We start from the raw sequence: 14,565 nt of genomic DNA, 5'->3' as shown, positions 1-14,565 counted from the left end.
AAGTTGACAGAGCGGGCAGGGCCATCCTGTTCATCCCCCCAGTCTGATCGCCAGAGCGGACAGGGTGATCAGCAGAACCGGTAGCGTCAACAATGCTCCCACCCGAAAATAATAGCCCCAGGAAATATGAATGTTTTTCTGGTCCAGCACGTGCAGCCACAGCAAGGTGGCCAGGCTGCCGATGGGGGTGATCTTGGGGCCAAGGTCGCTGCCAATGACGTTGGCGTAGATCATTGCCTCCTTCACCACGCCCTGCGCGGTGGTGGCCTCGATCGATAATGCGCCGACCAGCACCGTAGGCATGTTATTCATGATGGAGGACAGCAAGGCCGTCAGGAAACCGGTGCCGAGCGCAGCGCTCCAGACGCCATGTTCGGCAAGACCATTCAGCACGCCCGTGAGGTGGTCGGTCAGCCCCGCATTGCGCAGTCCATACACCACCAGGTACATCCCCAGCGAGAAGAACACGACCTGCCAGGGCGCGCCCTTGATGACTTCACGCGTGGAAATGACTTGGCCTTTGCCTGCGACCGCCAGAAGAATCACTGCGCCGGCTGCCGCCACGGCGCTGATCGGTACGCCCATATCTTCCAGCCAGAAAAATCCCACCAGCAGCAGCGCAAGCACCCACCAGCCGGCGACGAAGGTCGCTCGATCCTGGATGGCTGCGGCGGCTTCTTGCAACTGCGTGAGGTCATAGTGTTGGGGGATATCGCGACGGAAGTAGATGAACAGGACGATAAGCGTCGCTACGATCGAGACCATGTCCACCGGGATCATGATCGAGGCATATTGCGCGAATCCGATCTTGAAGAAGTCCGCCGAGACGATATTGACCAGGTTCGACACCACCAGCGGCAGGCTTGCCGTGTCGGCGATGAAGCCGGCCGCCATCACGAAGGCCAGCGTTGCCTGCGGCGAAAAGCGAAGCGCCAGCAGCATGGCGATGACGATGGGTGTGAGGATCAGTGCAGCGCCATCGTTGGCGAACAGGGCCGATACCGCCGCGCCCAACAGGACCAGCAGCACGAACAGCAGACGCCCGCGTCCGCCTCCCCAGCGCGCTACATGCAAGGCGGCCCACTCAAAAAAGCCGGCCTTGTCCAGCAACAGGCTGATGATGATGATGGCGATGAAGGTAGCGGTAGCGTTCCAGACGATATGCCAGACCACCGGGATATCCGAAAGATGGATGACGCCGGCCGCCAGCGCCACGGCCGCGCCGGCACAGGCGCTCCAGCCGATGCCCAGTCCCTTGGGCTGCCAGATGACAAACATCAGGGTGAGCAGGAAGATGACAAGAGCACTCAGCACTTTCTATCCTTGGTCAAGAAATGAGAGGGCACCGGGTTAACCCGGTGGGTGGTCATGATGAACTCTGCCTGATGGTTCCTGCTGCTGGTTACCTGGTGGTGGACGGTTCGCGGCAGGCGCTCACGGGCGAACAAGGATTGCCGCCGCAGCAGTTATCCGTCAGGAAACCCAATACTTCATTCATTGCGCCGTAGTTGGCCGCGTAGATGACGAAACGCCCCTCCTGGCGGGAGCTCACCAGGCCAGCGTGTGACAGTTCTTTCATATGGAACGATACGGACGAGGGTGCGATGTCCAAGGTCTCTCCGATCTTGCTGGCGGCGCAGCCTTCGGGCCCAAGCTGAACCAGGTGTCGGAAGATGGCCAGGCGTGATTCCTGGGCTAATGCGGCCAGTGCGGTGATGACGGTCTTGGTTTCCATGTCGCTCTCCTTCAATCCAATATTTCAATTATTGTTGAAATATTGGATTGATGCAAGAGTCCGTTTCCCCATCGCTGCCTATCTTCAAGTTGAAAACCATACTCTCATCGGCTGCAAGCCTGCTTTGTATGGATCTGCAACTTGCCATATGCAGCAGATATCAACGCCGCTTGCGCCCCGCACTCAATTTCAAGGCCTCTTCGCGCATCAGGCGCGCCGCACCGCTGATGCTGCCGGTCCGGTAAGCCAAGTGCAGCGGGGCTTTCAGCTCGGGCGCGCCGGTCAGCTTCAGGTACACCACGCCCTCCGCATTGACCCGCGTCATCGACGCCGGGATCACCGCCACCCCCACACCGGCGGCCACCAGCGAGAGCGTGGAGAGATTCTTGCGCGCCTCCTGGGTCACCTGCGGTGAAAAGCCGGCCGCATGGCAGGCGGCGATGATGGTGTCGTACAGCCCAGGGCCGTTGGGCCGGCGCGTCATGATGAAGGCTTGCTCGGCCAGTGCGTGCAGGGCGATGCTCTTGCGCTTGCCGTGCTCGGCCAGCGGATGGTCGATGGGCAGTGCGGCGACCATCTCTTCCACCAGCATGGTTTCGATGGTCAGGCCGCTGGCGTCGCCCACCGGCGAGCGCACGAAGGCCAGATCGAGACGCTTGGCGCGCAGTGCTTCGATCAGTTCATTGGTATTGCTTTCTTCCACCGTCATCACCACGTCCGGCGCATCGGCGCGGAAGGCGCGGATCACCGAGTGCACGAAGGGATGCAGCGACGCGGATTCGGTGAAGCCCACCGCGATGCGGCCCATCTTGCCCTGGGCGATGCGGCGCACGCTGGCCACCGTGGTGTCCAGTTGCGCCAGCAGGGCGCGGGCGTCGGTGAGCAGTGCCGTGCCGCTGTCGGTCAGTTCCATGCCGCGCGGCAGGCGGTTGAACAGCGTCACGCCCAGTTCGCGCTCCAGCAGGCGGATCTGTTGCGACAGCGGCGGCTGCTGGATGCCGATGCGCTCGGCGGCCTTGGTGAGATGGCCTTCTTCGGCCACGGCGATGAAGTAGCGCAGCAGGCGCAGGTCGATGGAAGGTGACATATCTTAATAATATGAATGGTGTGGTTGACATATATTAGACAAAAACACTCCCCAAGAGTAGCCTTTCGTTCATGCGGCAATCACGCCGCCTCCGCACGAGATGATGATGAGCACTCCTGACCTGCTGGCCCCTGAGCGGCCTATCCCCACCACCAGAGAAATATTCCTGGGCTTTCTCGGCCTGGGCATGACCGCCTTCGGCGGTGCGCTACCCTTGGCGCAGTGCATGATCGTGGAGCGTCGCCGCTGGCTCACCGACGCCGAATTCGTCGAGCTGCTGGGGCTGTGCCAGTTCCTCCCGGGGGGCAACATCATCAACCTGTCGGTGGCGCTGGGCATGAAGTTCCGCGGCTGGAAGGGCGCGTTGGCAGGCATTACCGGACTCATCGCCGTGCCGTCCGTGGTGGTGATCCTGCTGGGCATGATCTACCAGCACTTCCAGCACGATCCCAACGTCAAGCACCTCTTTGCCGGGTTGGCCGCAGCCGCAGCCGGTCTGCTGATCCAGATGGCGGTCAAGATCACCCTGCCGCTGCGCAAGAACGTGGTGCTGGCTGCCGTGGCGGTGGCCTGTTTCATCGCCATCGCCTTGCTGCGCATCCCGCTGCTGTGGGTGATGCTGGTGATGACGCCGATCAGCATCTTCCTCACGGCGCGCTATGGCGAGCGCTTTGCGGCCAAGCCGCAGGTCGCAGCGAAGCCGGATGCCGTCAAGCAGGAGGGCGCGCAATGAGCCAGACCCTGATCGCATTGGCTATCATCTTCACGCAGTTGTCGGTGCTGGCCTTCGGTGGCGGCAATACCATCCTGCCGGAGATGCAGCGCCAGGTGGTGGAGGTACATCACTGGATGAGCGCCGAGGATTTCAGCGCGCTGTTCGCCCTGGGCCAGGCCGCGCCCGGTCCCAACCTGATGGTGGTCACCTTGGTGGGCTGGCATGTGGCCGGTTTCTGGGGGATGCTGGTGACCAGCCTGGCCAAGTTCGGGCCGTCCTCAATCATCACCGTCATCATGTTGCACGTCTGGGAGAGGTTCAAGGACAAGCCCTGGCGGCGTCACGTGCAGGCTGGCCTGCTGCCGGTGACGGGCGGTCTGGTGGCGGCCTCGGCGCTGTTGATCACGCAGGCCTCGATCACCCATGGCTTCCTGGCGGCGATCACGGCAGCAACTGCCATCATCGCGCTCAAGACCAAGATTCATCCGCTGTGGTTGTTGTTTGGCGGGGCCTTGGCGGGGTACTTCTATCTCGGCACCTTCTGAGCTGATCGCCTCATGCGGTAGCATGAAAAAAGCCGATGCCCTCGCAGGCATCGGCTTTTTGCTTGGCAGCGCTGAGACTTACTGCTTGACGCAATCCACGAAGTAATCGCGGCGGCCATTGACTTCGCGCTTGACCAGACCGTGCACGTCGGTTTCGAAGCCGGGGAATTTCTCGTTGAAATCACGCGCAAACTTCAGGTAGTCGACGATGGTCTTGTTGAAGATCTCGCCCGGGATCAACAGCGGAATGCCCGGCGGATACGGGGTCAACAGGATCGAGGTGACGCGACCTTCCAGTTCGTCCAGGGGCACGCGATCGATTTCGCGGTGGGCCATCTTGGCGAAGGCGTCCGAAGGTTTCATGGCCGGCTGCATGTCCGAGAGGTACATCTCGGTGGTCAGGCGCGCCACGTCGTAGGCACGGTAGGTCTCGTGGATCTGCTGGCACAGGTCGCGCAGGCCGAGACGCTCGTAGCGGTGGTTGCGCTGGGCGAACTCGGGCAGGATGCGCCAGATCGGGGCGTTCTTGTCGTAGTCGTCCTTGAACTGCTGCAAGGCCGTCACCAGGGTGTTCCAGCGGCCCTTGGTGATACCGATGGTGAACATGATGAAGAACGAGTACAGGCCGCACTTTTCCACGATCACGCCGTGCTCGGCCAGGTACTTGGTCACGATGGAAGCCGGGATGCCGCTCTCGCCGAACTGGCCGTTCAGGGCCAGACCGGGGGTGACGATGGTGGCCTTGATCGGGTCCAGCATGTTGAAGCCCGGCGCCAGGTTGCCGAAACCGTGCCAGTCGTCCTCGGCCTTGATGACCCAATCCTCGCGCTCGCCGATGCCGTCAGCGGCGAAGCTGTTGGGGCCCCAGACCTGGAACCACCACTCATCGCCGAATTCCTGGTCGATCTTCTTCATGGCGCGGCGGAAGTCCAGCGCCTCCAGGATGCTTTCTTCCACCAGCGCGGTGCCGCCCGGTGCTTCCATCATGGCCGCGGCCACGTCGCAGGAGGCGATGATGGAGTATTGCGGCGAGGTCGAGGTGTGCATCAGGAAGGCTTCGTTGAAGGCGTCTTCGTCGAGCTTCACGGTTTCGGACTCGCGCACCAGGATCTGCGAGGCTTGCGACAGGCCAGCCAGCAGCTTGTGGGTCGATTGGGTCGAGAAGATCAGCGACTTCTTGGCGCGCGGACGGTCCTTGCCGATGGCGTGCATGTCCTTGTAGAAGTCGTGGAAGGTGGCGTGCGGCAGCCAGGCTTCGTCGAAGTGCAGGGTCTCGATCTCGCCGTCGAGCATGTCCTTGAGCGTTTCGACGTTGTAGACCACGCCGTCGTAGGTCGATTGCGTGATGGTCAGGATGCGCGGCTTCTTGTTCTTGGCTTCGCGGGCGAAGGGATTGGCTTCGATCTTCTTCTGGATGCTTTCCAGGGTGAACTCTTCCAGCGGGATCGGGCCGATGATGCCCAGGTGGTTACGCGTGGGCATCAGGAACACGGGGATCGCGCCGGTCATGATGATGGAGTGCAGGATGGACTTGTGGCAGTTGCGGTCCACCACGACGATGTCGCCGGGCGCCACGGTGGAGTGCCAGACCATCTTGTTGGAAGTCGAGGTGCCGTTGGTGACGAAGTAGCAGTGGTCGGCATTGAAGATGCGCGCCGCATTGCGCTCCGAGTTGGCCACCGGGCCGGTGTGGTCCAGCAGTTGGCCCAGTTCTTCCACGGCGTTGCAGACGTCGGCGCGCAACATGCGTTCGCCGAAGAACTGGTGGAACATCTGGCCCACGGGCGACTTCAGGAAGGCCACGCCGCCGGAGTGGCCGGGGCAATGCCAGGAGTAGGAGCCATCCTGGGCGTAATCGACCAGGGCGCGGAAGAACGGCGGCGCCAGGCCGTCCAGGTAGGACTTGGCTTCGCGGATGATGTGGCGGGCCACGAACTCCGGCGTGTCTTCGAACATATGAATGAAACCGTGCAGTTCGCGCAGCACATCGTTGGGAATGTGGCGCGAGGTGCGGGTTTCACCGTAGAGGTAGATGGGGATGTCGGCGTTTTTATGACGGATTTCGCTCACGAACGCACGCAGGGCCTTCAGGGCGAAGTCGGTTTCTTCGTCGGAACCTGCGCCCATTTCTTCATCGTCGATGGACAGGATGAAGGCCGAGGCGCGCGACTGCTGCTGGGCGAACTGGGCCAGGTCGCCATAGCTGGTCACGCCCAGTACTTCCATGCCTTCGGCTTCGATGGCGTCGGCCAGGGCGCGGATGCCCAGGCCTGAGGTATTTTCGGAGCGGAAGTCTTCGTCGATGATGACGATGGGGAATCGGAATTTCATGGATTTCTCCAGGCTTCGCGCGCGGGAAGCCGGGTCGGCCTACGCGCGCAGGGGGTCAAAAGAAAAGCGCCTGGGCTGGCAGTGCTTGCGCGCCGGAAAAATGAAAGCGGGATTGTCGCAGATATGCGCGCCATGTGCGCGCCAACTGCGCTAAAGAGGTGCGCAGTTTAAGCAAAAACGGGAAAAAACAACACCCTGCCGGGCCGTCTCTGTCAACGTCTTTCGTATGTCACAAAAGCGTAGTCCAATCCGGAAGTTTCGGCGTGGTGCTGCTCGCGCGCGGTCTCTTGCCAGAGCTCTTCATCGATGGCCGGGAAGAACGCATCGCACTCGAAGGCCCGTGCAATGCGGGTGATGATGAGGCGATCCACCAGCGGCAGGGCTTCGGCATAGACCTGGGCGCCACCGATGATGAAGGCGGGTGCAGCGCCGGCCAATGCGGCGGCCTGCGCCAGCGAGCCTGCCGTTTCCACGCCGGAGTGTTGCCACAGGGCATTGCGGGTGATGACGATGTTGCGGCGGTTGGGCAGCGGCCGGCCGATCGATTCGAAGGTCTTGCGGCCCATCAGGATGGTATGCCCCGAGGTGGTGCGTTTGAAGTGGGCCAGGTCTTCCGGCAAATGCCAGGGCAGGGTGTTGCGGATGCCGATGCCGTTGTTGAGGTCGGTGGCGACGATGATGGTGAGTTGGCCGGAAGAAGTGCTCATGCTGGGGCTGTGCTTGCCTGGAACAGGTGTAACGGATGTAAAGAGCGCCGCCAGCTGGGCCGGTGGTGCTGTCGTCAGAAGCATAATGTTACAGGAGCTATGCTGCGGCACGGAACTTTCTGCACCTGCGCCTGCCCTTATAGGTGAACCAAACTTCCGCAAGCACGCCTGCCATGGCAGTCCGACTGCACCGGGCGGCGCAGCTTGCCGGTGGTCAATGCTGAACTTAAATGGCTAAACCACGCCATCCATATGAACACTCCCCGCAACATTTGGGTAAACTAGCGCCTGCCTTCGGGCTGGTGCCATGGCCTTGGGCGTCAGCGCAGGGCTCTCAACCAGAAAATTGCATGTCAGACAAAACAATAATGCTGCTTTACACCACCTCCGGGCCAGGCCAGGGACATCGCTCCCCGCCGCGTGCCGCACGATTGACCTGGTGGCGCCGTCTGGCCGCTCCCGCAGCCCTGGCGGGTCTGCTGGCGCTGGCCTTGCCGCAGGCTGCCCTGGCTTTCGATTTCAATACGGTGGCCGCGCGCGCCAAGGCGTTGGCCGGCAAGTCCTACAAGAAACCCGCGGATGACCTGCCCAAGTCGCTCAAGGACTTGAGCTACGAGCAGGCCAGTCAGCTCTACTTCCGCGACGACAAGTCTTACTGGCGCGCGCAGAAGCTGCCCTTTGAACTTTCCTTCATTCACCTGGGCGGCAGCTACACCGAGCCGATCAAGATCAATGAAGTGGTGGGCGACGCCGTGCGCGAGATTCATTTCAGCCCGGCCCTGTTCGACTACAGCGCCAATCGCAGCGTCGATCCGCGCAGCCTGCGCAATATCGGCTTTGCGGGTTTCCGTATCCGCTTCCCGCTCAATTCGCCCAAGGTCAAGGATGACGTGCTGACCTTCCATGGCGCCAGCTACTTCCGCGCCATGGGCAAAGGCCAGAGCTACGGCCTGTCGGCACGCGGCCTGGCCATCGATACCGCGCTCTATTCGGGCGAGGAATTTCCGCGCTTCACCGAGTTCTGGCTGGAGCGCCCCTCTGCCGATGCCAAGGAACTGGTGATCTACGCGCTGCTGGATTCGCCGCGCGCCACCGGTGCCTATCGCTTCGTCTTGAAGCCGGGTGTCGATACCGTCATGGACGTCAAGGCCCAGCTCTACCTGCGCAGCAACGTCACCAAGCTGGGCATCGCCCCGCTGACCAGCATGTTCCTGTTCGGCGAGAACCAGCCCGGTCCGGCAGACGACTTCCGGCCGGAAGTGCATGATTCGGATGGCCTGTCCATGCAGTCGGGGACCGGCGAATGGCTGTGGCGTCCGCTGGTGAACCCCAAGCGCCTGCTGGTGACTTCGTTCTCCTTCGACAATCCCTTGGGCTTTGGCCTGATGCAGCGCGACCGCAGCTTCTCGCACTACGAAGACCTGGACTACAACTACCAGTCGCGTCCCAGCGCCTGGGTCGAGCCCAAGGGCAAGTGGGGTTCGGGCCGGGTGGAGCTGGTGCAGATCCCCACGCCCGATGAGACCAACGACAACATCGTGGCCTACTGGATTCCCAATACGCTGCCCAAGCCTGGCCAGCCTTTCAATGTGGAATACCGCTTGTCCTGGCAGAAGGACAATGAAAAACGTCCGCCGCTGGCTTACGTGACGCAGACCCTGTTCGGTCATGGCTATCGTCCCAAGCAGGAGAGCAAGGCCGAAGAGGTTCAGCAATTGTCGATCGACTTCGACGGCGCCAACCTCAAGAAGCTGCCCGCCAATGCGCGCGTGGAAGGCGTGGTCGAGGCCGATGCCAATGGCAAGCTGGCCAGCGTGACCACCCGCAAGAATGACGTGACCGGCGGCTGGCGCGTGGAAGTCAAGCTGCGCCGTCTGGAAGAAAACAAGCCTGTCGAGCTGCGCGGTTTCCTGCGCAATGCCAATGGCGGCACAACCTTGTCTGAAACGTGGAGCTACATATTACCCCCCAACTAAGGCAGACTTCGGCAGCTTCGCAGGCGCTGGAGGATTACCTCGCGCGCCTGCCGCTGTCGCCTGCGCAACGCCAGGACCTGGCCGCGCGCGCGGGTGCAATCGGCTCTGGCGATCCGGTGGCCGACCTGCACCGCGTGCTGGCCGAGGCCTCCGGGCGCGATGCCAGCACCTTGCCGGTGGCCGCCCAGGCTTCGGTCGATGCGCGCTTGCGCCTGATGTATCCAGAGGCCACTGCGGCCGAGCCGGTAGCCAGCGCGGCGGTTCCGCCCATCGCAGAAGAGCGCGGCCAGCCGCGCATTCCGGTGGGCCCGCCCATGCATCGCAAGTCCATGGTGCCGCGTCCCTGGGGCGAGTTGAATCCCTTCGCGCGCTGGGTGGAAGAGGAAAACCGCCGCCTGGAGCGCCGCCCCAGCCGCTGGCGCCGCGCCCGCAAGGGCCGCGCCAAGGCGGTCGAGCCGGAAGTGGTGGATGACGAACCGCGCTACATCGAAGACCACCTGGACCAGTCCGAGGCGCCCGATCCCAAGGGCCACTGGCAGCACACCGGCAACGTGCGCCGCATCACGCTGCTGATCCTGATGGTGTTGCAGACCTCGATGGCGACCTATTTCATGAGCGATGTGCTGCCCTATCACGGCACCAAGCCGCTGGAGATGGTGGTGCTGTTCCTGTTCGGGCTGCTGTTCCTGTGGGTGTCGGCCGGGTTCTGGACGGCCATGACGGGTTTCCTGGTCTTGATGCGGGGAGATGACAAATATCTGATCTCTCACGAAAAGGCCGGCAACACCGAGATTGCCCCCGAGGCACGCACTGCCATCGTCATGCCCATCTGTAACGAAGACGTGGCACGCGTCTTCGCTGGCCTGCGCGCCACCTACGAGTCGCTGGAGCGCACCGGGCAGATCGCGCATTTCGATTTCTTCATCCTCTCCGACAGTGGCGAGGCCGATATCTGCGCGGCGGAAACTGCTGCGTGGAATCGCCTGTGCCGCGAAACCGGTGGCTTCGGGCGCATCTTCTATCGCCATCGTCGCCGCCGCGTCAAGCGCAAGAGCGGCAACCTGGATGACTTCTGCCGCCGCTGGGGCGCCGATTACCGCTACATGGTGGTGCTCGACGCCGACAGCGTCATGACCGGCGATTGCCTCACCAAGCTGACCCGCCTGATGGAAGCCCATCCCGGCGCCGGCATCATCCAGACCGCGCCGCGTGCGGCCGGTCGCGATACGCTGTATGCCCGCATCCAGCAATTCTCGACCCGCGTGTACGGGCCACTCTTTACTGCCGGCCTGCACTACTGGCAACTGGGTGAATCGCACTTCTGGGGCCACAACGCCATCATCCGCCTGCAACCCTTCATGAAGTATTGTGCGCTGGCACCGCTGCCGGGCAAGGGCAATCTGTCCGGGCCTATCATGTCGCACGACTTCGTGGAAGCTTCGCTCATGCGGCGTGCCGGCTGGTCGGTCTGGATCGCCTACGACCTCGATGGCAGCTACGAAGAAATGCCGCCCAACCTGCTCGATGAGTTGAGCCGCGACCGTCGCTGGTGCCAGGGCAACCTGATGAACTTCCGCCTGTTCCTGGCGCGCGGGATGCATATCGTGCATCGGGCCGTGTTCGTCACCGGTGTGATGGCCTATGTATCGGCGCCGTTGTGGGGCTTGTTCCTGATCCTCTCCACCGTGCTGCTGGCTGCCCATACGCTGATCGATCCGCAATACTTCACGGCGCCGCGCCAGTTGTTCCCGATCTGGCCTGAATGGCATCCCGAGAAGGCCCTGGCGCTGGTCTCGGCCACCGCTACTATCCTGTTCCTACCCAAGATCCTGGCGGTGCTGCTGTTTGCGGTGAAGGGCGCGCGCGGCTTCGGCGGTGCGCTGGCGCTGCTGCTGAGCATGTTGATCGAACTGCTGTTTTCGATGGCACTGGCGCCGGTGCGAATGCTGTTCCATACCCGCTTCGTGCTGGGCGCTTTTCTGGGCTGGAATGCCGGCTGGAAGTCGCCGCCGCGCGCCGACAATGAAACCGGCTGGGGCGAGGCAATGCGTCGCCACGGCTGGCATTCGCTACTGGGCCTGGCCTGGGGTGCGCTGGTGTACTGGCTCAATCCATCCTTCATCTGGTGGTTGATTCCCATCGCCGGCTCGCTGGCGGTGTCGGTGCCGGTGTCGGTGCTGTCTTCGCGCGTGAGCTATGGCCGGGGTTTCCGCCGTGCGGGTCTGTTCAAGATTCCAGAAGAGACCTCGCCGCCGTTCGAACTGCGCGAGACCGTGCGCCATCATGAACAGACACCGCCCTTGCCCGGCTTTGTCGAGGCAGTGGTCGATCCTTCCTTCAATGCCCTGGTCTGCGCCACCGCGCACGCCCATCCGCAGGTGCCGCAACTGACCCGGCACCTGCGCGAGAAGCTGGTGCGCACCGCCTTGAAAGACGGCCCGGATGCACTGAACGACAAGCAGAAGAACAGCATCCTGGAAGAACCGGGCCTGCTGTCGCAACTGCACCAGGCGGTCTGGAGCGGCGTGCCCGAGGTCCATGCGGACTGGCGCGCCGCCCTGGAACGCCAAGTACCACCGGCACTGGCCGCCTGAGGGGGCGGATTGTGAGCGGGACGGCCGAAGACATTCGGCCGTCATCATTTTCTGGGATCATCCTTTCCGTTTGCCGCAAGCCATCATGACCGAGCCGCACGACCCACTTCCGCATATCGTCCCCACCACCCACACGCCTGCCCGCCAGAAGATGTGGGGCAGCGCGCTGGCGCTGGTGCTGGTGCTGGGCGGTGGTTACTGGCTGTATTCGCGCCAGCAACCGGTGCCGCCGGCGGCCAAGCCGATTCCGGTCAAGCTGGAAACGGTGACTGTGGAGCGGGCCGACCTGGAGCAGGTAGTCAATGCCACCGGCAACGTGGTGGCGCAGGATTACGTGGACGTGGGTTCCAAGGTGGCCGGCCAGATATCGGATGTGGATGTGGTGATCGGCGAAACGGTCAAGGCCGGGCGTCTGCTGGCCACCGTGGCGCCGGCCGTGCAGAGCAGCCGCATCGAGAGCAATCGTGCCACGCTGGCACGCCTGAAGGCCGAGCTGGCCGGCCAGAATGCCCAGCTCGACTTTGCCCAGCTGCAGTTCCAGCGCCAGACCCAGTTGAAGGCCGAGAACGCCACCCGCGAAGAATCCTACGAATCCAGCCGCATGAACATGGCTGCGGCAGCCTCGCGGGTAGATGCCACCAATGCCCAGATCCAGCAGACCGAGGCGGCCATTCGCGAGGATGAAGCGGTGCAGAAACAGACCCGCATCGAAGCCCCGGCCAACGGTACCATCGTCACCTTGAATGCGCGCCCCGGCCAGATGGTCGGCGCCAACCAGGAAGTGTTGATGCGCATTGCCGATCTGTCGCGCATGACGGTGCAGGTGCCGGTGGCCGAAGAAGACGTGACCCGCCTGCAAAAGGGCATGACCGCCTACTTCACCACGCCTGGCTATCCTGGCAAGCGCTGGAGCGGCAAGCTGCGCCAGATCATGCTGCTGCCCACCGACGACTCCGGTCGCCAGGGCAAGAAGGCGTATTACACGGTGCTCTTCGATGTGGCCAATCCCAGCCGCGAACTGATGAGCGGCATGAGTGCCGATGTCTATTTCGTGCTGGCCCGTGCCGAACACGTGCCGACCATCCCGCGCACGCTGGTGACCAAGCCCGGCATGGATGGCACGCAGACGGTCAAGGTGGTGCTGGCCGATGGCACATTGGAGAGCCGCAAGATCAAGATCGGCATTCGCGATGGCGAGCGTGCCCAGGTACTGTCGGGCCTCAAGGAAGGCGAGCAGGTGCTGCTGCCGGCCAATCCGCCGCAGCCGGAGGGCGCCGGCAACGCCGGGGCGCCATCCCGCTAGCCGGCGCGCTTGATGTACAGTAGAGGCTTTGCCGGGCAGGGCGGCCTCGTTTCCCTGTTTTGATGCACAAGGCCATGACATTGCGTAGTCCTCTCCCGCCCGCTTCTTCTTCCCTGCCACGCCTCATGCGCCTGACACGCCCGACGCGCCTGACCCTGGCCGTCACGCTGGTGCTCACCGTGGCCGGTTGCGTGACCAGGGAAATGCAGACCGATCCCATCCTGGAAATGCAGGTGCCCGACAAATGGGGCGGCGGCGCCTCGGCCGATGTGGCCCATGCCGAGCAACTATGGCCAGATACCGATTGGTGGAAACAGTTCGGCAGCAGTGAATTGTCCGAGCTGGTGCAGGAAGGCCAGCGCAACAATTATGAAATCGCCGCCGCCTACTCGCGCGTGAAGCAGGCCCAGGCCCAGGCCCGCATTGCCGGCGCGCCGCTGTTGCCCAATGTGGGGTTGAGCGCTGGCGCTACCCGCGAGATGCCCATTTCTGGTGGAACCCCGACCAATACGGCCAACGCCAGCCTGCAGGTCAGCTACGAGATCGATTTCTGGGGCAAGAACCGCGCCGGGGTCGAGGCCGCCGAAGCCACCCTGCGCGCCAATCGCTACGACCAGCAAACCGTGGCCCTCACCGTCACCAGCGGCATCGTCTCCACCTATCTGCAAGTGCTGTCGCTGCGCGACCGGCTGGAGATTGCGCGCCAGAACGTCAACAATGCCGAGCGCGTGCTGCGTCTGGTGGAGGCGCAAAGCCGCGCCGGTGCTGCCTCGCCGCTGGACCTGGCGCGCCAGCGTTCGGCCCTGGCCAACCAGCGCCAGTTGATCCCCGACCTGCAGCAGCAGGAGCAGGATGCGCAGACGGCGCTGGCGATCCTGTTGGGCCGTCCGCCGCAGAATTTCAAGGTCGAGGAAAAGGGCCTGGCCAAGATCCAGATGCCGCGCATCTCGGCTGGCTTGCCTTCCGAACTCTTGACCCGTCGCCCCGATATTCGCCGCGCCGAAGCCAATCTGGCCGCAGCCAATGCCAATGTGGCGGTGGCGCGGGCTGCGCTCTTTCCCAGCATCTCGCTGACCGGTTCGACCGGGGCGCAGAGCAGTGCCTTGCTGTCGCTATTCGATGGTCCCAACCTGTTCGCTAGTCTGGGCGCCAGCCTGATCGCCCCGATCTTCGACGGCGGCAACCTGCGCAACCAGCAGGCCCTGGCCGAGGCGCAGAAGGAAGAGCTGGTGCAGGTCTATCGCCAGCGTGTCATCACCTCGCTGTCGGAAGTGGAAAAGGCACTGGGCGCCATCCGCAGCCTGGAAGAACGCTATCGCCTGAAGGTGGGCGAAGTGGACCAGGCGCGCTTTGCCTTCGAGCTGGCCGAGATCCGTTATCGCGCCGGCGCCGAAGATCTGCTGGTGGTGCTCGACACCCAGCGCACCCTGTCGGAGGCGCAGAACCAGTTGGGCCAGATCAAGCTGCAGCGCCTGCAGGCGACCGTGTCGCTCTACAAGGCGCTGGGCGGCGGTTGGCAGGACAAGCAGGTACCGACCGAAACCGGCACGGCCAGCGTTTCCTGATCCACGG

At 63.1% G+C, this 14,565-nt stretch carries 11 protein-coding genes; 6 read left to right on the top strand and 5 right to left on the bottom strand.

What is annotated here, in order from left to right; all coding sequences use genetic code 11:
* Nucleotides 1-30: 30 nt before the first annotated feature.
* The 3 genes from RC54_RS18350 to RC54_RS18340 form a co-directional block, all read right to left on the bottom strand.
* On the bottom strand, nt 31-1,314 hold the full coding sequence (locus RC54_RS18350) for an arsenic transporter (RefSeq protein WP_061790348.1): 1,284 nt from the start codon (nt 1,312-1,314) through the stop codon (nt 31-33).
* Between the two features lie 88 nt (nt 1,315-1,402).
* On the bottom strand, nt 1,403-1,735 hold the full coding sequence (locus RC54_RS18345; RefSeq protein WP_061790347.1) for an ArsR/SmtB family transcription factor: 333 nt from the start codon (nt 1,733-1,735) through the stop codon (nt 1,403-1,405).
* A 160-nt stretch (nt 1,736-1,895) separates the two neighbouring features.
* Nucleotides 1,896-2,822 carry a LysR family transcriptional regulator gene (locus tag RC54_RS18340; protein WP_061790346.1) on the bottom strand — a complete coding sequence of 309 codons (927 nt, stop codon included), beginning with the start codon at nt 2,820-2,822 and terminating at the stop codon, nt 1,896-1,898.
* A gap of 100 nt (nt 2,823-2,922) precedes the next feature.
* Between RC54_RS18340 and RC54_RS18335 the strand changes: the two genes are divergently transcribed.
* Together RC54_RS18335 and RC54_RS18330 are read left to right on the top strand one after the other, a co-directional pair.
* Complete coding sequence (locus tag RC54_RS18335) at nt 2,923-3,555, top strand: chromate transporter (protein WP_061790345.1); 633 nt, start codon at nt 2,923-2,925, stop codon at nt 3,553-3,555.
* Nucleotides 3,552-4,082: a chromate transporter gene (locus tag RC54_RS18330; RefSeq protein WP_058896400.1), complete on the top strand. Its 531-nt coding sequence runs from the start codon at nt 3,552-3,554 to the stop codon at nt 4,080-4,082. Before RC54_RS18335 ends, RC54_RS18330 begins: the two co-directional genes overlap by 4 nt.
* 78 nt (nt 4,083-4,160) lie before the next feature.
* On the opposite strand, the gene RC54_RS18325 is transcribed toward RC54_RS18330, so the two are convergent.
* Both RC54_RS18325 and RC54_RS18320 read right to left on the bottom strand, forming a co-directional pair.
* Nucleotides 4,161-6,413: an arginine/lysine/ornithine decarboxylase gene (locus RC54_RS18325; protein WP_017453986.1), complete on the bottom strand. Its 2,253-nt coding sequence runs from the start codon at nt 6,411-6,413 to the stop codon at nt 4,161-4,163.
* A 212-nt stretch (nt 6,414-6,625) separates the two neighbouring features.
* On the bottom strand, nt 6,626-7,120 hold the full coding sequence (locus tag RC54_RS18320) for a dihydrofolate reductase (protein ID WP_061790344.1): 495 nt from the start codon (nt 7,118-7,120) through the stop codon (nt 6,626-6,628).
* 350 nt (nt 7,121-7,470) lie between these two features.
* On the opposite strand from RC54_RS18320, the gene RC54_RS18315 reads away from it, so the two are divergent.
* From RC54_RS18315 to RC54_RS18300, 4 genes are all read left to right on the top strand, one after another.
* Nucleotides 7,471-9,096, top strand: a complete 1,626-nt coding sequence (locus tag RC54_RS18315) for a glucan biosynthesis protein G (protein ID WP_017453984.1) — start codon at nt 7,471-7,473, stop codon at nt 9,094-9,096.
* Complete coding sequence (gene mdoH / locus RC54_RS18310) at nt 9,069-11,690, top strand: glucans biosynthesis glucosyltransferase MdoH (RefSeq protein WP_061790343.1); 2,622 nt, start codon at nt 9,069-9,071, stop codon at nt 11,688-11,690. Before RC54_RS18315 ends, mdoH begins: the two co-directional genes overlap by 28 nt.
* 85 nt (nt 11,691-11,775) lie before the next feature.
* On the top strand, nt 11,776-12,993 hold the full coding sequence (locus RC54_RS18305; protein WP_174526142.1) for an efflux RND transporter periplasmic adaptor subunit: 1,218 nt from the start codon (nt 11,776-11,778) through the stop codon (nt 12,991-12,993).
* Between the two features lie 74 nt (nt 12,994-13,067).
* On the top strand, nt 13,068-14,558 hold the full coding sequence (locus tag RC54_RS18300) for an efflux transporter outer membrane subunit (protein ID WP_123020507.1): 1,491 nt from the start codon (nt 13,068-13,070) through the stop codon (nt 14,556-14,558).
* Nucleotides 14,559-14,565 lie beyond the last annotated feature (7 nt).

It is taken from the genome of Herbaspirillum rubrisubalbicans (genome assembly GCF_003719195.1).
GTDB classification, from domain to species: domain Bacteria; phylum Pseudomonadota; class Gammaproteobacteria; order Burkholderiales; family Burkholderiaceae_D; genus Herbaspirillum; species Herbaspirillum rubrisubalbicans.
Note: the sequence above shows the minus strand (reverse complement) of the source record. Positions and strands in the feature narration are given on the sequence as shown.